We start from the raw sequence: 18,205 nt of genomic DNA on the forward strand, positions 1-18,205 counted from the left end.
GGCGTCAGGGGTTGCCTGGCGCCAGGCCATTGAGCAGCAAGCGTACTGACGAGGCTGTTGCGGCCTGGTAGTCGATACGTTGCTGGGTATCTTTCGGCGCGTGCCAGCATCGGTCGATGCACGCTTGGGCAATGGCCCAGACCGACGGCAGCACGTGCTCCGGGTTGACCGCTGCCAATTGCCCGCTGCCGACCCATTGGCGAATGTGGGCGGTATTTTCCTGAGCCTGGCAGGCCCAGCGTTCGAGAAAGTCCCCCGGAATGCGTCGGCCACCTTCCTTGAGCTCCTGCAACAGCACTTTCGAGGCGAACGGGCGCCCCTCGAACAGGCGGATCATCACGCTGGCCATGCGGCTCAGCGCTTCCAGCGGCGGGTCGTCGTGGCGAAAAGGTGCGCAGGCGTCGAGGTAGCGGGGGGCGATGTCTTGCAGCACGTGGCTGTAGATGTTCGCCTTGGACTTGAAGTAGTAGAGGACGTTGGACCTGGGCAGGCAGGCCAGGGCGGCGATGGCCGAGAGCTTGGTTGCGGCATAGCCCTGTTGGGCGAACGCTTCGCTGGCGGCATTGAGGATGGTGCTGCGCACGGGCTCGGCCGATGGCTCTTCGCAAGCCTTGGGCATTTCTCGCGGCAACTCGAACGGCATGATGTACACGGCAAGGCTTCCCTGAAACGCGCAAAGCCGTAATATACAAAAATATATAGCGAAAGTGTGTCCGGGCCGGCCCATTCGCGGGACAAGCCCGCTCCCACAGGACCTGCACTGCTATCGAAGTCAGTGACAGACCTGTGGGAGCTGGCTTGCCGAGACGTCGGACCGCCCGCGATTGGGCCGCAACGCGGCCCCGCTGGAGCTGGACGGGGTGCAAGATTGAGGGGGTGATGTACCTGTGGGAGCCGGCTTGCCGGCGATAGGGCCCGAGAGGCTGTGCACTGTGCCTGTGCTGGCCTCATCGCCGGCAAGCCGGCTCCCACAGGGGTGTGCTGGACTCAGCGCCGGTAGTAACGATGATCCCCATCATAACGATGATGCATCGCCCGCTCATGTCGGCGTTCCCAGTCGCGGCGGCGTTCGTAATCACGGCGCGCCTGCTCCCGGCGCCATTGCTCGCGGCGCCACTCTTCACGGCGCCAGTCGTCGCGCCGGTCATGCCGGTAGTGGTCGTGCTCGTAGCGGTCATCATGGGCCAGCAGTGTCGCCGGCTGCTGCGCTGCCACGCTGGCCAGGCTTGGCCACGGGTTCTCGGCAGCCTTCTCGGCGGGCACCTCGGTGGCGCGCACAGGGGTTGAAACCTTCATCGGTGTTGCAGATGCCGAGCCCATTGCCGCGAACGCGAACAGGCTGACAAGCACTATCCGTGGGACATGGATTTTCATGAGCGAAGACAACCTCTGCTGAGTATTGGGCGTTAGGCCAAGGGCCTGTTCACATAGACCAGCAATCCGGAAAAAGTTCTAGAAAACCGTCACTTAAATCACCAGCAGGACGCCCCTCAGTGCTGGCCGAATGCACTCAGCGGCTGTCAGGAACGCTATACTTCGCACCTTTACCCAGGCCTCGGAGCGCTCATGCGGCAGGTTTTACTCATCGTCGATGTCCAGTCCACCTTCAGCCCGCCCGAGTGGCTGGTCGATGGCATACGGGCGTTGTCTGCGACGATTCCTACCATCGCCTCGATCGAGCTGCACGACGAGCAGATCACCCCGTTCGCCAAGCAGCTCGGCTGGCACCCGGCAGCCCAGGACGAGAGCCTGGTCGAGGCCGACCGGGTGTTCGTCAAGCATGGCTATGGGCAGACCGCGGAGACGATCGAGCACCTGCGCCAACTGGGGGCGGAGCGGGTACTGGTGTGCGGGCTGCAGACCGAAACCTGCGTGCTTGCCGCCGGCTTCGCCTTGTTCGATGCGGGGCTGGTGCCGACCTTGATCACCGACCTGACGGTAGGCTCCTCGCTCGACCGCTCAGGGAAAATGGGCATCGAGTTGTGGAAGCATCACTTTGGCAATGTCACCACCCGGGCCGAGGTGCTGGCCGAGCTCACAGCCTGACCCCTTCGATACTGCGGCCCAGCTTGTGCGCCTGGGCCTGCAATACCCGCATCAGCTGCAACGCCGCCTGCGAAGGGGGCTCGAAGCGCGAGTAGACGAAACTGATGTCGAAGTGAATGTCTTCCGCCAGCGGCACCACGGCCAGGCCGCTGTCCTGCGCCACGAACTCGTCGATCAGGGTGATGCCCATGCCTTGCTTGACCAGCGCCACCGCTTCATTGGCATTGGTGAACGACAGCAGCGAATCCAGCTGCAAACCCTGCCGGCGTATCGCTTCGGCCAGCAACTGGCCGAACGGCATGTCCGGGCGGAACAGCAACAACGCATGGCCCACCAGCTGCTGCAGGGCCAGTGAAGGCTGCTGCGCCAGCACGTGATCGGCCGGCATCACTGCCACCATGCGCCCGCGCATGAACGCCTGCGAATGCAAGTGATCGTGAACCACCGGCAGGGCGGCGATCGCCAGATCCACCTTCTTCGCCAGGATCTGGTTGGGCATCTCGCCCATCAGCGAGGTCTGCCACTCGATCTGCAGCGCGGGCGACTCGCGCTTGAGCTGGGCCAGGGCCATCGGGATGACCACCGTCGACAACGAAGCGCTGCAGCACAGGCGCAGGCTACGGTGCGTACCCGCCGCCAGTGACAGCGCGCACTCATTGACCTGCAAAGCCGCCTGGTACACCCGTTCGACCTCACGGAACAACACCTGCGCCTCCTCGGTGGGCACCAGACGGTTGTTGATGCGCTCGAACAGGCGATAGGTCAGCCGCCCTTCGATGTAGCCGATCAGCTTGCTCACCGCCGGTTGCGAAACATACAGCAGCTTGGCGGCGGCGCTGATCGAACCGGTCAGCATCACCGCGCGAAACACTTCCATATGCCGCAGTTTGAACAGCATCGTGCTGGCATCCGCGCCTTCTTTGCCGGCCTGCATGGGTATTACCTCTGGTTATGGTCTTCGCCATCTGTGTATGAGCGCAACGCACACGCCCGCAGTATCTTGAGCCCAGGCCAATCGCCTGGACGGCGAACGATAACAAGATCTGCAGGCAAGCGCAGTGGCGCTTGAAGGAGCCGCCTTTTGAACATCTTTGATGAACCGAAGATCGATTGCCATAACCATTTGTTTGACCCTGCGCGCTTTGCCTATCACCCGGATGCGCCTTATGCACCGTCCGGCCAGGAAGTCGCCCCGCTGGAGCAGTTCAACCAGGTGATGGATGCCTACGGTGTGCGTCATGCCTTGCTGGTGGGGCCCAACAGCGGCTATCACACCGACAATCGCTGCCTGTTGCACGCCCTGGCCAGCGGCCAGGGGCGCTTCAAGGGGGTGGCGGTGGTCGATCGCCAGATCGGCCTGGAGCAACTGGCCGCCCTGCGTGAGCAGGGGGTGGTGGGCGTGGCGTTCAACCCCGCGATGCATGGCCTGACCAGGCTGCAGGAGGCCGAGGCGCTGCTGGGCAAGCTGGCCGAACTGGGCCTGTTCGCCCAGATCCAGGTCTGCGAAGACCAACTGGTCGACTTGCAGGGCCTGATCGAGCGCAGCCCGGTGCGCGTGCTGATCGACCACTGCGGTCGCCCGCAGGCCGCTGCCGGGTTGCAGCAGCCCGGTTTCCAGGCGCTGCTGAGGCTGGCCCGGCTTGGCCGCGTCAGCGTGAAGCTCTCCGGTATGCAGAAATTCGCGGCCGCCCATGCGCTGCACGCGCAGAGCGCCGCCTATGTCCAGGCGCTGATCGAGGCGTTCGGCCCGGATGCCTGTGTCTGGGGCTCGGACTGGCCCTTCATCCGCCAGCCTGCGCGGGTCGATTACGGCCCGCTGCTGAAACTGGCCGAGCGCTTGATGCCAGACCCTCGGCTGCGCCGAACGATCATGTGGGACACGCCCAGGCGCCTGTTCGGCTTCGCCTGACCCCCACGCATTGCCATTCCAATAACAAGAGAGCAATTGTCATGACCGTTGAACAGCACCTCGGCCAAGGCGTGCTAGACACGCCCGCGCGCCTGCAGCAAAGGACCCGCACCCGCTTCATGATCCTGGCGTTGATCTCGGGCGGCACCATGATCAATTACCTCGACCGCAGTGTCATGGGGATCGCCGCGCCCAGTATCAGCGCCGACCTGGGCCTCAACGCCGCGCTGATGGGGGTGATCTTCTCGGCGTTCTCGTGGACCTACGCCGCGGCGCAGATTCCCGGCGGCATCCTGATCGACCGCCTCGGCACCAAGTTCACCTACTGGCTGGCGCTGACCCTGTGGTCGCTGTTCACAGGCTTGCAGGGCCTGGCCCAGGGTTTTCTGTCGTTGCTGGGCATGCGCTTTCTGGTGGGCGTGACCGAGGCACCGTGCTTCCCCACCAACAGCCGCGTGGTGGCGACCTGGTTCCCGCAAAGCGAACGGGCCAGGGCAACCGGCATCTACACCTTTGCCGAGTACACCGGGCTTGCGTTCCTCACGCCGCTGCTGTTCTGGGTGCTGCACGCCTATGGCTGGCGCTTCCTGTTGATGGCGGTCGGTCTGCTCGGGGTGCTGTACGGTCTGGTGTGGTGGCGCAAGTACCATGAGCCGCATCAGTCGACCTCCGCCAACCAGGCCGAGCTGGACTACATCGCCGCCGGCGGCGGCGTGGTCGACGGCGGACAGAAAGCCACCGTGTTCCGCTGGTCGCAGATCCCGGCACTGCTCAAGCACCGCAACATGCTGGGCATCTGCCTGGGGCAGTTCGCCTGCAATTCGACCAACGTGTTCTTCCTCACCTGGTTCCCCACCTACCTGGTCACCGAACGGCACATGCCCTGGCTCAAGGTCGGCTGGGTCGCGGTGCTGCCCTTCATCGCCGCATCGCTGGGTACCCTGGCCGGTGGCTGGCTGTCGGATGCCTTGCTGCGCCGCGGCTACTCGCTGAACGTGGCGCGCAAGCTGCCGGTGATTGCCGGGCTGCTGACCGCCTCGGTGATCGTGCTGGCCAACTATGTCGAGTCCGACGCGCTGGTGATCACCATCCTCTGCGTTGCCTACTTTGCCCAGGGCATGTCGGCGCTGGCCTGGATGATCGTTTCCGATATCGCCCCCAAAGGCCTGCTGGGGCTCAGTGGCGGGCTGTTCAACCTGTTCGCCAACGCCGCCGGCATCGTCACCCCGCTGACCATCGGCCTGATCGTCAGTGCCACGGGCTCGTTCGTCTGGGCCTTGGCCTTCGTGTCCACCATCACCGCGCTGGGTGCGCTGTGCTACCTGTTCATGGTGCGCGACCTGCGTCGCCTGCCGGATATTCCCTCTGTCGAAAATGGAGCAAGACAATGAGTCAATCTTTGCAAGGGCAAACGGCAATCGTCACCGGCGGCATGCGCGGCATCGGCCTGGCCATTGCGCAACGGCTGAACGCGGCTGGCGCCCAGGTGGTGATCTGGGACCTGGCGGTCGATGGCTGGGACAGTGCTGCCAACGGGTTCGAGCCGGTCTTGCGCCAAGCCGTGGATGTGGCCTCGCTGGCATCCGTGCAGGGGGCATTCGCGCAGGTACTGGAGCGCCTGGGGCAGGTCGAGATCCTGGTCAACAATGCCGGCATCAACGGCCCGGTGCTGCCGTGCTGGGAGTACTCCCCAGAGGCCTGGGACAAGGTCATCGCGGTTGATCTGAACAGCGTCTTCTACTGCTGCCGCACGGCCATACCGCACATGCGCGAGCGTGGCTACGGGCGCATCGTCAACGTCGCTTCGATGGCAGGCAAGGACGGCGTTCAGTTCATCTCGGGGTATTCCGCGGCCAAGGCCGGGGTCATCGCCTTCACCAAGGCCGCGGCCAAGGAGCTTGCGCAGGACGGCGTGCTGCTCAACTGCATCGCGCCGGCCATGGTCGAAACGCCGCTGATGGCCGAGATGACCGCGGAGCACATTGCCGCGAGCAAGGCCAAGATCCCCATGGGGCGGTTCCTCAAGGCCGAGGAGATCGCCAACATGGTGGCCTGGATCGCCGGACCTGAATGCAGTTTCACCACCGGCTTCGTGTTCGACCTCAGCGGCGGCAGGGCGACCTATTGAAAACCCTGGGGGTGGCCCACCTGACGGCCTTGGACCTGGCCCCGGCTGTGTTGGTGCGCGAGGCCGGCCGGGCCGGTTTCGCCGCCGTGGGGCTGCGCCTTCACCCGGTGCAGCCGGGTGCGCGGGCCTACCCAGTGGCGCAAGGCAGCCGGGCCATGGGCGAGCTGAAGGCGGTGATGGCGGGTGAGGGCGTGCAGGTTGCCGATATCGAGTTCGTCGCGCTGACGCCCGAGGTTCAGGTTGCCGACTGCGAAGCGTTGCTGGCGGCAGGCGCCGAGCTGGGTGCGCAGAGCCTTACGGTTTCCGGGGACGACCCGGATCACGCGCGGCTGACCCAGCGCTTCGCGGCATTGTGCGAGTTGGCCAGTGGCTACGGGCTGCGTGTGGACCTCGAGTTCATGCGCTGGCGGCCGGTGGCCACGCTGCAACACGCACTTGCCGTGGTGACGGCGGCCGGGCAGGGCAACAGTGGCGTGTTGCTGGATGCCTTGCATCTGTTTCGTTCGGGGGGCGATGTCGCGGCCCTTGCCGGCGTGGACCCCGGTTACCTGCGGGCCGTGCAACTGTGCGATGCGCCGCGGCTGGCGCCGGTGGAAGCGCTGATCATTCAGGAGGCCCGAGAAGGGCGGCTGTTGCCGGGGCTGGGGCAACTGCCGTTGGCGGCGTTGCTCGGGGCGTTGCCGGTGGACGTGCAGATCAGTGTGGAAACACCAACGCGGCAGCACGCTGGCAAGCAGAGCCTAAGGCAGGCGTATGACGCTACCTGCTCCTGGTTGGCGTGTGTCTAAGGCTGGGCCTTCCCGCCCATTTTGATCTGTGCAGAAGGTCTGTGGGAACGGGCTTGCCCCGCGAAAGGGCCGGTCCTGACAAGTAAGGTGTATGGCCAGGGCTACGCCCTGGTTCGCGGGACAAGCCCGCTCCCACAGGTCCGCTCCCACAACCCTTTGCTTGATCACCGCGTCAAGGATTGACCTGGTACCCCCGTCCTTGCAGGCAACCGCTGAAGGCATTGGCATGCGCCGAGCTTTGCGCTTCACCTTGGTTACGCCGGTCCTGGCGACGCTCCTGGCGCTGGCGTGAGCCACCGACCACGGCACCGGCCGCCGCCACTTCGCCAGCACGGTTCTGGCGATACTCTTGCTTGGCGTCGTCGCCGACCCGGTCATAGATTTCATCGTGCTGGTTACCGCGCACCTGCGCCCCCACCGCACCCGCCGCGGCGCCTACGGCCGCGCCTTTCACCCGGCCACCGACATGCGGGCTGGTGCTGCTGGTGGCACTGTTCGCGGCATTGGTCGCCACGGTATTGCAATCATTGATGTCCAGCTGCGTCTGCTGGCTGCTCTGACCCTTGAGCGGTACTACTGATTGGGCCTGGACTACCGGGGCTGCACACAGCAGTACCAGCATGTAACTCAACGTGAGCGCACGCATGGCACACCTCCACTAAATATGAACCGTATCATTGAGAATAGCCCGGACTGCTCCGGGCCGGGAGGCCGCAGCCCTCATGGGGCTGCAGCCGAGCGCAGGGGCACCTCGCGCAGCATCCACGACAACGCGAATGCCACGCAGGTGATCACTGCAGCCAGCAGGAACACGCCATGCATCGCTCCGGAGAACGCCTGCAGGTAGGCCTGCTGCAAAGGGGCCGACAGCGCATGTACCGCTGTTGGCGAAAGGCTCGCGGGGCCGCCGCTGGTGGCAGCGAAATCACTGGGCAGGCGGTCGAGCAGGGTATGGGCGAACAACGCCCCGAACACCGACACGCCGACCGCCCCGCCTATCGAGCGGAACAGGGTGGCGCCCGAAGTCGCCACGCCCATGTGGCGCCGCTCCACACTGTTCTGCACCGCCAGGATCAGCACCTGCATGACCATGCCCAGGCCTGCACCCAGCAGGCCCATGTACAGGTTCATCAGCATCTTCGGGGTGTCCAGGTCGATGCGGCTCAACAGGCCCAGGGCAATCACCTGCAGCAGCGTGCCCAGGATCGGGAAGATCCGGTAGCGTCCCCAGCGGCTGATCAGCCGCCCGGTGATGGCCGACACCACCAGCAAGCCACCCATCAACGGCAGCATCTGCAAGCCGGCACCGGTCGGGGTGGCGTCCTTGACCACCTGCATGTAAAGCGGCAGGAAGGTCACCGAGCCGAACAGCGACACGCCGACGACCAGGCCGATCAGCCCGGCGAGCACGAAGGTGCGGTGGCGGAACAGGTGCAGCGGCATGATCGGCTCGACCGCGCGGCGCTGCTCGTGGATGAAGCCGGCCAGGCCGACCACGGCGAACAGCCCCAGACACAGGATGTCCAGCGATGCCCACGGCACCAGGCTGCCGCCAAGGCTGGTGATCAGTACCAGCGAACCCAGGGTAACGGTGAGGAAGAAGGCGCCGATGTAGTCGACCACATGCTTGACCGGGGCGACATGCGGGCGGAACACGTAACCGATGACCAGCACCGCCAGCAGGCCCAGCGGCAGGTTGATGAAAAAGATCCAGTGCCACGACAGGTGCTCGACCAAAAAGCCGCCGATCAGTGGCCCGACCACGGTCGCCAGGCCGAACACACCGCCGAACAAGCCTTGATAGCGGCCGCGTTCGGCAGGCGGAATGACATCGCCGATGGCGGCCATCGCCACCACCATCAGGCCGCCGCCGCCCAGGCCCTGCAAGGTGCGGAACAGCACCAGCTGGGTCATGTCCTGGGCCACGCCACACAAGGCCGAGCCCAGCAGGAACAAGGCAATGGCGATCTGCAGCACCCGCTTGCGCCCATAGAGGTCGCCGAACTTGCCGTACAGCGGCACTACCACGGTCGAGGCCAGCAGGTAGGCGGTGACCACCCACGACAGCCAGCGCAGGCCGCCGAGGTCGCTGACGATGGTCGGCAGCGCGGTGGAGACGATGGTCTGGTCGAGGGCGGCGAGGAACATCACCAGCATCAAGGCACCGAGCAACCACGGGATGGACGTCTGCCTTTCCACGTTGGTGAGTGCAGGAGAGGGGGCGTCGGTGGCGGTCGATGGCGGGGGGCTGGCTTGATCTGGCAAGGCAGTTTCGGCGGCTCGTCGGTGCATGATCAGCAGCCCTCGCCCTGGGCGTACTGGCGCCCGGTTGCTTCAAGGCCCGCCAGCGCAAATTGGTACAAGTGCGTGCTCACCTGATCGGCAGGCATGCCAAGGATCTCGTGCAGCGCACCGGACGTTGCGCGCGGGCCGATCAGCAGCATGGCCCAGGGCGCCGTGACACACAGAATGCAGCGGGTCAGCGCCGGTGCGTCAGGCGGGATGGCGGTGATTTCGCTGAACAGGCCCTTGAGCAGTGCCAGTTTCATCGGCGCCCCGGTCTGCAGGTGCGCCTGGCCGTGCGGGCTGGGCGCCAGGATTTCGGCGGCGAGCACGCGCAGGTGCCAGTTGTTGTGCCCCTGCAGCGCCTTGTTCACCACCAGCTCGACCAGCGCGCGCAGTTTCTCTGTGGCTGGCTGCTGGGCGAGGGTGATGCGCTGCAGGTCGGAAATGTCCAGAAAACGCCGCCGGGCTTCATCGAGCACGGCCAGGTACAGGCCGCTGCGGCTGCCGAAGTGATAGTTGATCGACGCCAGGTCGACTTCGGCCTTGGTTGCCACGGCCTTGTTGCTGGCTTCGGCGTACCCGACAGCCGCAAACAGTTCGCCGGCCGCCTGGAGGATGCGGGCGCGGGTAGCTTCGCCGTCCTTGCGGGGTTCACGAACGGTTGTCGCCATGGCTTTTCTCTCCGTTGAGCAATGGGAGAAGCCTGGGCTAGTTTTAAGTTAAATTCAATTTAAATTTAGTGATGACGACAAAAGGCGAAAGCCCGCTTTAAAGCCGACCGGACGGCGCTCACCGCTAGGGAGAGAGGCGGTTCCTATGTTATACAAGCCGTTACCGACACCACCATCGCCCGCCACCTGGATGCGTCGACGCTTGGCTGGTGATTTTCTTTTGCCCTGCTGCCCTGATTGAGAAACGGAGATTCGCCGATGACCGCCACCGACCGTCTGAGCCTGCTGCAGTTCGAGCACCTGGGCCTGGACGATGTTGCCGCTGCAGAATTCAAGATTGCGCTGAAGGAATTGCGCAATCTGGCGCTGGAAGACCGCTACGAGCACCATGCTGCCCTGCACCTGGGTGATATCGCTGACGCTGAAGACCACCAGCAACTGGAAGAAGCCCGCAACTGGGGCATCGGCTTCCTGCAGGGGCTGATCTGCTCCAGGGGCCTTGCGCAAGGCCAGATCGACGCCTTGCGGCGTGTGTTCCAGGCGGCAGCGGAGCGCTCGCTGGCGCGTATCCGCGGCTGATTCGAATTTCGCTCGGGCCTTGTTCTATCAGGGCCTGACGCGGCGGCAGGGCATCGACACGTCGCTCGATGCACCGGCCTGCTGGCTGCACCCTTCTCGGCACAAATCGTTTTCCTTCCCCCTGCACAAGTACATTTTCCTACTAGGCTTGCACGTGTCAGCGTGCGTGAAGGCCTGGAGTGACTGCCTGTAAGACGACGTCCTAGGGAAAGAGCATGAGCATGAGTGGGCCCCGGAACCTGATCATCTGCGAATACTGCGATGCGGTGTATGAGCGTGCGCCCGTGCAACGGCATCAGCGGGCGCTGTGCACCCGTTGTGGCGGCGTCCTGTACCGGCATTCCAGCCTTGGCATTCAGCAGCGTCTGGCCCTGAGTGTCACCGGCGCTGTGTTGCTGGTGTTCGCCAACCTGTACCCGGTCATGACTATCGGCATGCAGGGCCTGTCCAACTCGGCCACCCTGTGGGATTCGGTGTTGATCCTGAGCAGCGGCAGCATCACCTTCATCGCCCTGGTGATGGCCTTGGCCATCATCTTCGCCCCCGTTCTGCAGATCGCCTTGCTGTGCTGGGTACTGAGCTTTGCCCTGGCCGGTCGTCGTGCGCCCGGTTTTGCCATGTGCATGCGCTGCCTGGAAGGCCTGCGCCCCTGGAGCATGCTGGAAGTCTGCCTGCTGGGGGCACTGGTGGCGGTGATCAAGCTGGCGGGCCTGCTCGATGTCATCCCGGGCATTGGCCTGATCGCGTTGGCCGCGCTGAGCGTGCTCATCATCTATATCGCCGGGCGTGACATACGCGACCTGTGGGAGCAGGTATGAACACGCCCGCGCAAGCCGAGGACTTGGGCCTGTGCCTGTGTCACGGCTGTGGCCAGGCCTGCGACCTGAGCGACGGCGCGCACACCTGTAAGCGCTGCGGTGCCGCGCTGCACCCGCGCAAGACCAATGCCATCACTCGCGGTTGGGCCTTCCTGTTCGCTGCGCTGGTGTTCTATATCCCGGCGAACCTGCTGCCGGTCATGCACACCGAAATGCTCGGCAGTGGCAGTGACAGCACCATTGTCGGTGGCGTGATCGAATTCTGGGAGGCGGGCGCCTGGGATATCGCCCTGATCATCTTCATCGCCAGTATCGGCGTGCCGGCAATCAAGTTCTTCTCGCTCGGCCTGCTGTTGTTCACCGCTCAAAGCGGTTCCAGCTGGGCCCGCCGACAGCGTTCGCAGTTGTATCGCGGGGTCGAGCTGATCGGCTACTGGTCCATGCTCGATGTGATCGTGGTGGCGCTGGTGGCGGCGCTGGTGCAATTGCGTGGGCTTGGCACCATCGAACCGCGGCCGGGCATCCTGTTCTTCGGCATGGTGGTGGTGCTGACGATGTTCGCGGCAATGAGTTTCGACCCACGCTTGATCTGGGATGACCCTGGCAACGACGGAGGCGGCACCGATGGCGCAAGCGAGTGACAGGCAAGAAGGCGCAGGGCAAGCGCAGATCCGTACCCGGCGCTGGAATGTGTCACTGGTATGGATCGTGCCGATCCTGGCGATCCTGGTCGGGGCTTCCCTGGTGGTGCGCAACTGGATGGAGCAGGGGCCGGTGATCTCGATTTCCTTCCGTTCCGGGGAAGGTCTGGTGGCGCACAAGACCCAGGTCAAGTACCGCAGCGTGGTGATCGGCGAGGTGACCACGGTCGACCTGGCCGACGACCACAAGAGCGTGCTGGTCAAAGTGCAGCTGTCCAACGAAGCCAAATCGTTCGCGACCAAGGGCGCGCGGTTCTGGGTGGTCCGCCCACGGATTGGCGCGGGAGGGATTTCCGGGGTGGATACCCTGCTGTCAGGCAGTTTCATCGGCGCCGATGCGGGTGAGTCGAAGTCACCGGCGAAAAAATTCACCGGCCTGGAACTGCCGCCAGCGATCACCTATGGCGAAATTGGCAAACGCTTCATCCTCAGAGCCCGCGACCTGGGCTCCCTGGATATCGGCTCGTCGATCTACTACCGCAAGATCCCGGTCGGTGAAGTGGTGTCCTACAACTTGCGCGAAGATGGCAAGGGCGTGGAAATCGGCGTGTTCGTGCAAGCACCCTACGATGCCTTCGTGACCAAGGACACGCGCTTCTGGAATGCCAGCGGTGTCGACATGCAGATTGGCGCCAATGGCCTGAAGGTCGACACCGAGTCGATTTCGTCGATCCTGGTGGGTGGGCTGGCGTTCGGCTCTCCCGATTTCGCGCCGGACGCCGAGCCCGCCGAGGACCAGGCGCGTTTCCGTCTGTTTGCCGACCGGGAGATGGCACTGTCGCCGCCCCATGGCCGGCCGCAGTACCTGCAACTGCGCTTCGACCAGGCCATGCGCGGCCTGTCGGTGGGGGCGCCGGTGGAGTTCAAGGGCGTGGAATTCGGCAAGGTCACCTCGATCCAGCTCGACTACGATCAGGCCAAACAAAGTTTCCCCGTGGTGGTCGATGCGGTGATCTATCCGCAGCGCCTTGGCCCTGTGCACCAGAAGATGCTCGGCGTGTTCAAGCAGACCCCCGGCGACCTGGCCGGGGCACGGCGGCTGATCGGCACCTTCGTCGAGCATGGCCTGCGCGCCCAGGCGCGCAGCGGCAACCTGATCACCGGGCAGATGTTCATTTCCCTGGACTTTTACCCCGAGGCGCCGAAAGTCGCGTTCGACATGACGGCCGAGCCCATCGTCATCCCCACGCTGCCGGGCAGCCTGGAAAAACTGCAAGAGCAGCTGCAGCACTTCATCGAGCGCGTCAGCAAGTTGCCGCTGGAGAGCATCGCCAACAATCTCGACGGCAGCCTGCGTGAGCTGCGTGCCAACCTCAAGCAGTTCAATGGCCAGACGTTGCCGGGTGTGAAGACCACCCTCGACGAGATGCAAAAGACCTTGAAAAGCGCCAATTCGACCCTTGCCGAGGACTCGCCGCAACGCGAACGGCTGGGCGAGACGCTGGACGAGCTGGAGCGCATGTCACGTTCGTTGCGTGACCTGTCCGACTACCTGGGCCGGCACCCCGAATCGTTGATCCGTGGCCGCCCCAAAGCGGCCGGCGCAGAAAACTTGAAACCTTGAGGGCGCAGGCCAGAGGAGTGCTGCCGATGCATCGATTGCGCAATCTGTGTGGAGCCGGTTTGCTGATCTGGCTGTCGGGGTGCAGCAGCACCCCGAACAACTACCACACGCTGGTGCCGGCGCAGCCGGCCCAGGGAAACAGCCAGCACATCATGGTCGGCCGGGTGAGCCTGCCGCCCCAGGTGGATCGCTCGCAGCTGGTGGTGCGTCAGGGCGCCAGTGGCTTGGCGATCCTTGAAACCGAGTGGTGGGGCGCCAACCTGGTGGATGAATTTCGCAGCGCCTTGCAGGACATGCTGGGCGGACCAGTAGCGGGATCCACCGCGCTGCTGCGTGTGGATGTGCAGCGCTTCGACAGCGTGCCAGGCCAGTACGCGTCACTGGACACGCTGTGGCGCCTGAAAAAACCGGCCGAGGCTGAGTTGACCTGCCGCACGTCGGTGCAGACTGCAGCCGACAACAGCATCACCAGCCTGGTCAATGCCCACCAGGCCAACCTGCGCAAGCTGGCCGAAGCGGTGAGGGCGGCCGCGGCGCCCGGCAGGAGCGCTTGCCCGAGCACGCAGTGAACCTCTCACGCATCCCCTTCAGCGCATGTGCAGAATGATCGGCCTGCTGCTGGCGGGGCCGGTGTGGTCGCGCAGCTTGCCAACCGCCTGTGCAGCCACCGCACCGCCGTGGTTACCCCAGGTGCTGCGCACAAAGCTCAGGACGTCGGCAATTTCCTGGTCCGACAGCTGTTCGCGGAAGGCCGGCATGCGGTAGGCATCCGGCAAGCCCGCCGCGACGATGCGCTGCGAGCCATTGAGGGTGATGTTGATCGCCGATGCATCTTCCTTCGCCAGCGCCGAGGTCGCGCCGGCCAGCGGCGGCATCCATTCGGCCTGGCCCTTGCCGTCCAGGCCATGGCAGGTGGCGCAGCGGGTCACATAGGTGTGGGCGCCGGGACTGTCCAGGCGCTCGCCGGCCGCATTGGCCTGATACTGCCAGGGCGTACCGTCGCGCTTGGGGTCACCGGGCAGCGACTTGAGGTAGCGGGCAATCGCCGCCAGGTCGTCATCGGTCATGAACTGCGTGGAGTTGTTGAACGCTTCGGTCATCGAACCAAACACCACTGCGTGCTGGTTACGCCCGGTCTTGAGGAACTGCACGATCTGCGCCTCGCTCCAGCGGCCCAGGCCGGTGTTGGGGTCGCTGCGCAGGCTGGGGGCGTACCACCCATCGAGCAAGGCACCGGCGAGGAAGGGCGCAGCGCCTTCATCCAGGGCTTTTTCGTTGAATGCCAGGCCGCGCGGGGTATGGCAACTGCCGCAGTGGCCGGGGCCCTGGACGATGTAGGCGCCGCGGTTCCACAAGGCGTCCTGCCCCGGCTTGGCAGCATAAGGCGTGGTGGCCGCGAACAGGCCGTTCCACAAGGCGATGGGCCAGCGCAGGTTCAACGGCCAGGGGATGTCGCTGGGAATATTGGCCTGCTGCGCGGGCTGCACACCGTTCATGAAAAAGGCGTACAAGGCGCGCACATCGTCATCGCTGAGCTTGGCGTACGAAGGGTAGGGCATGGCCGGGTACAAGCGCCGGCCGCCCGGCGCGACGCCGTGGCGCACCGCGCGGTCGAAGTCGGCAAGGCTGTAGCTGCCGATTCCGCTGGCGCGGTCGGGGGTGACATTGGTGGCATGGATCGCACCCAGCGGGGTGGCCATTTCCAGCCCACCGGCGAAGGGTTTGCCATCTGGCAGGCTGTGGCAGGCCACGCAGTCGCTGAGCCTGGCCACGTACTCGCCGCGGCTGACCAGCGCCGGGTCGCTGCCGGGGGGCTGTTCAGCGGCGAAGGGCGAGGCGGGCTCGCGGGTCACGTACCAGGCCAGCAGGCCTGCACCGAGCAGGCACGGCAACACCAGCCAGCCTGCAACTCTTGCCAATCGGCGGTGGGTCATGGGGCGGTCCTTGTCCGGTCAGCTGAAGGTATAGCGGCTCAGGGGCAGGCTGCGGATGCGCTGGCCGGTGAGCTGCGCCACCGCATTGGCGACTGCTGGCGCCACTGCGGGCAGCGGCGGTTCGCCGATACCGCCCATCTTCTCGCCGCTTTCGACAATGCGCACATGCACCCGGGCCATGCGCGAGGCGGGCAGGATCGGATACAGGTCGTAATTGCGCGCCCGCGGCTGGCCATCGACGTACACCGCTTCCTCGACCAGCGTCTGCGACAGGCCAAGGGCCACGGCGCCATTGACCTGGGCTTCGATGATCGCCGGGTTGACGATACTGCCGGGGTCGATGGCCTGCCAGATGTCATGCACCTTGACCTGACCCTGTTCGATCGACACTTCGGCAATCACTGCCGCTTGCGAGCCGAACGGCGACGCCATGGCCACGCCGCGCGCGCGCTTGCTGCCGTCTTCGGCGGTGAACGGGCCGCGCTTCCAGCCCCCCGACAGTTCGCCGACGGCGTGCAGCAAGGTGGTCAGCCGCGGGTTGTCGCGCAGCAGGTGCAGGCGCAGCTCGAAGGGGTCCTTGCCGCCCTTGTCGGCCAGTTCATCGAGAAACGCCTCATAGAAGAAGTCGTTCAGCGAATTACCTACCGAGCGCCAGTAACCCAGCATGGCCGGGCCTTTGACATAGACCTGCGCGATGCGCTTGTTGGCGATGGCATATGCCTTGCCCGACAGGCCTTCGAGCGCGGTCGGGTCGATCTGCTCGCCTTGCTTGCCGGCCAGGGCTTCGGTCGGGCCTTCGGTGGCGCTCACCGCTTCCAGGGCGATGGGCAGGCCGTCGGCATCGAGCCCGGCGCGGAACTTGACCACGGCCACGGGCCGCAGCACATCGCGCAGAAACTCCTCTTCGCGGCTCCAGATCAGTTTCACCGGCCGGCCAACGGCCTTGGCCAGTTCGATGGCCTGCGGGTAGGGATTGGCCGAATCATAGAGAAAGTGGCGGCCAAAGAAGCCACCGAGCAGCGGTGAGTGCAGGGTGATTTGCGCAGGGGAGAGGCCGGTGCGCTTGGCGATGTCGTCGCGGAACATGTCCGGTGCCTGGTTCGGCAGCCACACCTCCAGCGACCCGTCCGGGTTGAAACGCGCCAGCGCGCTCGGCGGCTCCAGCTGGGCATGGTTGAGGTACTGGTTGTGGTAGGTGGCCTCGACCTGGGTCTTGGCGTTGGCCAAGGCGCCGTCGATATCGCCTTCGCGTTCATCGTCGCGGGCCGGGCCCTGCTGGGCCGCCAGGTGCTCGCGCCAGGCGTCGCTGGAGAAGTCCGCCGGCATGGTTCGCACCTTGCTGTCCGCCGTGGGCTCCCGCCAATCGACCTGCAGCGCCTCGACCGCGCGCTTGGCGTACCACCAGCGTTCGGCGACCACCGCCACGGCGCCCGGCAAGCGGTGCACCGAGTGCACGCCAGGCAGGCCCTTGACCTGTTCTTCGTTACGCAGGTTGCCCACGGTCATGCCCAGGCGCGGTGCGTGTTGCACGGCCGCGTGGAGCATGCCGTCGACCTTGATGTCGATGGTGTACTGCGCCTTGCCGGTGGACTTGTCGTAGGCGTCGACACGCCGAACCGGCTTGCCGATCCAGCGAAACTGGCTGGGGTCGCGCAGCTTGACGCTGGCGGGGTCCGGCACCGGCAGGTCCATGGCGCGCCCGGCCAGCTCGCCGTAAGTCAGCGCCCGCCCAGAGGCGGCGTGCAGCACCTTGCCGGGCTCGGTCGACAGTTCGCTGAGCGGCACGCCCCATTGCTCGGCGGCAGCCTGCATCAGCATGGCCCGGGCCAGGGCACCGAGGCGGCGCATGGTCGGGTAGCTCATGCGCACCGACATGCTGCCGCCGGTGATGCGCATGCCGTTTTCCATCACCACATAGGCTTCGCCGGGTGGAGCGCTGTCGACCAGGAAGGTGGCGGGGTCGGCGTCCAGTTCTTCGCCGACGATCTGCGCCATGGCCGTGTAGGTGCCTTGCCCGCCCTCCATGAACGGGCAGAGCAGGCGCACGCTGCTGTCCGGGCGGATCTCCAGGAATGCCGGCACCTGGGTGCCGCGCTCCACGGCCGTTGCCGCCTGGACCCGACCGCCGCCCAAGGGCAGCCCGAAGCCGAGGACCAGGGCACCCACGGCGGTGCCGGCGAGGAAGCGCCGGCGCGACAGGTTCACGGTTTCGCCAGCTGGCAGGTCAAGCAGCGCTGTCGGGGTATCGATTGGCACGTTCATCAGGCCTTCTCCCCTTGGGCGAGCGCATGCATGGCGGCATGGATGGCGTTGTAGGTGCCGCAACGGCACAGGTTGACCATCGCTGCCGCGATCTGCTCATCGCTGGGTTTGGCGGTGTGCTTGAGCAGCGCGGTGGCTGCCATCACCTGCCCGGACTGGCAGTAGCCGCACTGTGCCACCTGATGCTCGACCCAGGCGGCCACTACGCGCTTGCCCACGGCATCGGCCTCGATGGCTTCGATGGTGGTCACCTCACGCCCGACCACGCCGGCCACCGGGGTCACGCAGGCGCGCACCACGTTGCCGTCCACCAGGACCGAGCAGGCGCCGCACTGGGCCAGGCCACAGCCATACTTGGTGCCGGTCAGGCCCAGGTCGTCGCGGATCACCCACAGCAGGGGCGTGTCGGCGGCAGCCTCGACCTGGTAGGTCTGCTGGTTGATACGAAGTTCCATGGCTCACCTGCTGATCATCGGTTGTGGTCGATTGCGCGCTGCTGGGGAATACGTTGTTCCCCAA

At 65.3% G+C, this 18,205-nt stretch carries 19 protein-coding genes; 10 read left to right on the forward strand and 9 right to left on the reverse strand.

Translation table 11 applies throughout. The annotated features are described in order from the left end of the window. Positions 1-4: 4 nt before the first annotated feature. The gene (locus tag PMI38_RS11000; RefSeq protein ID WP_008093787.1) at positions 5-643 is read right to left on the reverse strand and encodes a TetR/AcrR family transcriptional regulator; all 639 of its coding nucleotides are present in this window, start codon (positions 641-643) and stop codon (positions 5-7) included. Positions 644-987: 344 nt separating this feature from the next. Next, entirely contained in the window at positions 988-1,296 is a 309-nt protein-coding gene (locus tag PMI38_RS11005; protein WP_238540185.1) for a hypothetical protein, read from the reverse strand. 270 nt (positions 1,297-1,566) lie between these two features. On the opposite strand from PMI38_RS11005, the gene PMI38_RS11010 reads away from it, so the two are divergent. Next, positions 1,567-2,046, forward strand: a complete 480-nt coding sequence (locus tag PMI38_RS11010; RefSeq protein ID WP_008093789.1) for an isochorismatase family protein — start codon at positions 1,567-1,569, stop codon at positions 2,044-2,046. Here the strand turns inward: PMI38_RS11010 and PMI38_RS11015 are convergent. Then, on the reverse strand, positions 2,036-2,980 hold the full coding sequence (locus PMI38_RS11015) for a LysR family transcriptional regulator (RefSeq protein ID WP_008093790.1): 945 nt from the start codon (positions 2,978-2,980) through the stop codon (positions 2,036-2,038). The two genes, PMI38_RS11010 and PMI38_RS11015, sit on opposite strands and share 11 nt — an antisense overlap. A gap of 147 nt (positions 2,981-3,127) precedes the next feature. Here PMI38_RS11015 and PMI38_RS11020 point away from each other — a divergent pair, with 147 nt between their 5' ends. From PMI38_RS11020 to PMI38_RS11035, 4 genes are read left to right on the forward strand one after another with little or no spacing between them, the layout of a single operon-like run. Next, positions 3,128-3,955, forward strand: coding sequence for an amidohydrolase family protein (locus PMI38_RS11020; RefSeq protein WP_008093792.1), 828 nt, complete (start codon positions 3,128-3,130; stop codon positions 3,953-3,955). A 41-nt stretch (positions 3,956-3,996) separates the two neighbouring features. Further along, complete coding sequence (locus PMI38_RS11025) at positions 3,997-5,346, forward strand: MFS transporter (protein ID WP_008093793.1); 1,350 nt, start codon at positions 3,997-3,999, stop codon at positions 5,344-5,346. After that, positions 5,343-6,083 (forward strand): SDR family NAD(P)-dependent oxidoreductase, encoded by a 741-nt coding sequence (locus PMI38_RS11030; protein WP_008093795.1) that lies wholly within the window; start codon positions 5,343-5,345, stop codon positions 6,081-6,083. Before PMI38_RS11025 ends, PMI38_RS11030 begins: the two co-directional genes overlap by 4 nt. After that, a complete protein-coding gene (locus PMI38_RS11035; RefSeq protein WP_043273409.1) occupies positions 6,080-6,871 on the forward strand; it encodes a sugar phosphate isomerase/epimerase family protein in 792 nt (263 codons plus the stop codon). The genes PMI38_RS11030 and PMI38_RS11035 overlap by 4 nt, the downstream gene beginning before the upstream one ends. A 172-nt stretch (positions 6,872-7,043) precedes the next feature. On the opposite strand, the gene PMI38_RS11040 is transcribed toward PMI38_RS11035, so the two are convergent. The 3 genes from PMI38_RS11040 to PMI38_RS11050 all read right to left on the reverse strand — a co-directional run bounded on the left by PMI38_RS11040 (position 7,044) and on the right by PMI38_RS11050 (position 9,828). After that, positions 7,044-7,517: a YMGG-like glycine zipper-containing protein gene (locus PMI38_RS11040; RefSeq protein ID WP_008093797.1), complete on the reverse strand. Its 474-nt coding sequence runs from the start codon at positions 7,515-7,517 to the stop codon at positions 7,044-7,046. Between the two features lie 74 nt (positions 7,518-7,591). Further along, a complete protein-coding gene (locus PMI38_RS11045) occupies positions 7,592-9,070 on the reverse strand; it encodes an MDR family MFS transporter (protein ID WP_238540186.1) in 1,479 nt (492 codons plus the stop codon). Between the two features lie 95 nt (positions 9,071-9,165). Next, positions 9,166-9,828, reverse strand: coding sequence for a TetR/AcrR family transcriptional regulator (locus tag PMI38_RS11050; RefSeq protein WP_008093799.1), 663 nt, complete (start codon positions 9,826-9,828; stop codon positions 9,166-9,168). 258 nt (positions 9,829-10,086) lie between these two features. On the opposite strand from PMI38_RS11050, the gene PMI38_RS11055 reads away from it, so the two are divergent. The 5 genes from PMI38_RS11055 to PMI38_RS11075 all read left to right on the forward strand — a co-directional run bounded on the left by PMI38_RS11055 (position 10,087) and on the right by PMI38_RS11075 (position 14,059). Continuing rightward, the gene (locus PMI38_RS11055; protein WP_008093800.1) at positions 10,087-10,407 is read left to right on the forward strand and encodes a hypothetical protein; all 321 of its coding nucleotides are present in this window, start codon (positions 10,087-10,089) and stop codon (positions 10,405-10,407) included. Between the two features lie 221 nt (positions 10,408-10,628). Continuing rightward, positions 10,629-11,225, forward strand: coding sequence for a paraquat-inducible protein A (locus PMI38_RS11060; protein ID WP_043273411.1), 597 nt, complete (start codon positions 10,629-10,631; stop codon positions 11,223-11,225). Beyond that, positions 11,222-11,866: a paraquat-inducible protein A gene (locus tag PMI38_RS11065; protein ID WP_008093803.1), complete on the forward strand. Its 645-nt coding sequence runs from the start codon at positions 11,222-11,224 to the stop codon at positions 11,864-11,866. The genes PMI38_RS11060 and PMI38_RS11065 overlap by 4 nt, the downstream gene beginning before the upstream one ends. Further along, positions 11,850-13,490, forward strand: a complete 1,641-nt coding sequence (locus PMI38_RS11070; protein WP_008093804.1) for a PqiB family protein — start codon at positions 11,850-11,852, stop codon at positions 13,488-13,490. The genes PMI38_RS11065 and PMI38_RS11070 overlap by 17 nt, the downstream gene beginning before the upstream one ends. A 26-nt stretch (positions 13,491-13,516) precedes the next feature. Beyond that, positions 13,517-14,059: a PqiC family protein gene (locus PMI38_RS11075; RefSeq protein WP_008093805.1), complete on the forward strand. Its 543-nt coding sequence runs from the start codon at positions 13,517-13,519 to the stop codon at positions 14,057-14,059. 18 nt (positions 14,060-14,077) lie between these two features. On the opposite strand, the gene PMI38_RS11080 is transcribed toward PMI38_RS11075, so the two are convergent. From PMI38_RS11080 to PMI38_RS11090, 3 genes are read right to left on the reverse strand one after another with little or no spacing between them, the layout of a single operon-like run. Then, on the reverse strand, positions 14,078-15,424 hold the full coding sequence (locus PMI38_RS11080; protein WP_008093806.1) for a c-type cytochrome: 1,347 nt from the start codon (positions 15,422-15,424) through the stop codon (positions 14,078-14,080). A gap of 18 nt (positions 15,425-15,442) precedes the next feature. Further along, positions 15,443-17,686: a xanthine dehydrogenase family protein molybdopterin-binding subunit gene (locus PMI38_RS11085; RefSeq protein WP_008093807.1), complete on the reverse strand. Its 2,244-nt coding sequence runs from the start codon at positions 17,684-17,686 to the stop codon at positions 15,443-15,445. Beyond that, entirely contained in the window at positions 17,686-18,141 is a 456-nt protein-coding gene (locus tag PMI38_RS11090; protein WP_008093808.1) for a (2Fe-2S)-binding protein, read from the reverse strand. Before PMI38_RS11090 ends, PMI38_RS11085 begins: the two co-directional genes overlap by 1 nt. Between the last annotated feature and the right edge of the window lie 64 nt (positions 18,142-18,205).

This window comes from Pseudomonas sp. GM84 (genome assembly GCF_000282535.1).
Taxonomy (GTDB): Bacteria; Pseudomonadota; Gammaproteobacteria; order Pseudomonadales; family Pseudomonadaceae; genus Aquipseudomonas.

Coding starts and splice junctions, on each gene's coding strand:
- PMI38_RS11005 (WP_238540185.1), bottom strand. CDS start 1,296: ATGAAGGTTTCAACCCCTGTGCGCGCCACCGAGGTGCCCGCCGAGAAG.
- PMI38_RS11070 (WP_008093804.1), top strand. CDS start 11,850: ATGGCGCAAGCGAGTGACAGGCAAGAAGGCGCAGGGCAAGCGCAGATC.
- PMI38_RS11030 (WP_008093795.1), top strand. CDS start 5,343: ATGAGTCAATCTTTGCAAGGGCAAACGGCAATCGTCACCGGCGGCATG.
- PMI38_RS11060 (WP_043273411.1), top strand. CDS start 10,629: ATGAGTGGGCCCCGGAACCTGATCATCTGCGAATACTGCGATGCGGTG.
- PMI38_RS11040 (WP_008093797.1), bottom strand. CDS start 7,517: ATGCGTGCGCTCACGTTGAGTTACATGCTGGTACTGCTGTGTGCAGCC.
- PMI38_RS11055 (WP_008093800.1), top strand. CDS start 10,087: ATGACCGCCACCGACCGTCTGAGCCTGCTGCAGTTCGAGCACCTGGGC.
- PMI38_RS11090 (WP_008093808.1), bottom strand. CDS start 18,141: ATGGAACTTCGTATCAACCAGCAGACCTACCAGGTCGAGGCTGCCGCC.
- PMI38_RS11025 (WP_008093793.1), top strand. CDS start 3,997: ATGACCGTTGAACAGCACCTCGGCCAAGGCGTGCTAGACACGCCCGCG.
- PMI38_RS11085 (WP_008093807.1), bottom strand. CDS start 17,686: ATGAACGTGCCAATCGATACCCCGACAGCGCTGCTTGACCTGCCAGCT.
- PMI38_RS11065 (WP_008093803.1), top strand. CDS start 11,222: ATGAACACGCCCGCGCAAGCCGAGGACTTGGGCCTGTGCCTGTGTCAC.
- PMI38_RS11010 (WP_008093789.1), top strand. CDS start 1,567: ATGCGGCAGGTTTTACTCATCGTCGATGTCCAGTCCACCTTCAGCCCG.
- PMI38_RS11050 (WP_008093799.1), bottom strand. CDS start 9,828: ATGGCGACAACCGTTCGTGAACCCCGCAAGGACGGCGAAGCTACCCGC.
- PMI38_RS11080 (WP_008093806.1), bottom strand. CDS start 15,424: ATGACCCACCGCCGATTGGCAAGAGTTGCAGGCTGGCTGGTGTTGCCG.
- PMI38_RS11015 (WP_008093790.1), bottom strand. CDS start 2,980: ATGCAGGCCGGCAAAGAAGGCGCGGATGCCAGCACGATGCTGTTCAAA.
- PMI38_RS11000 (WP_008093787.1), bottom strand. CDS start 643: ATGCCGTTCGAGTTGCCGCGAGAAATGCCCAAGGCTTGCGAAGAGCCA.
- PMI38_RS11075 (WP_008093805.1), top strand. CDS start 13,517: ATGCATCGATTGCGCAATCTGTGTGGAGCCGGTTTGCTGATCTGGCTG.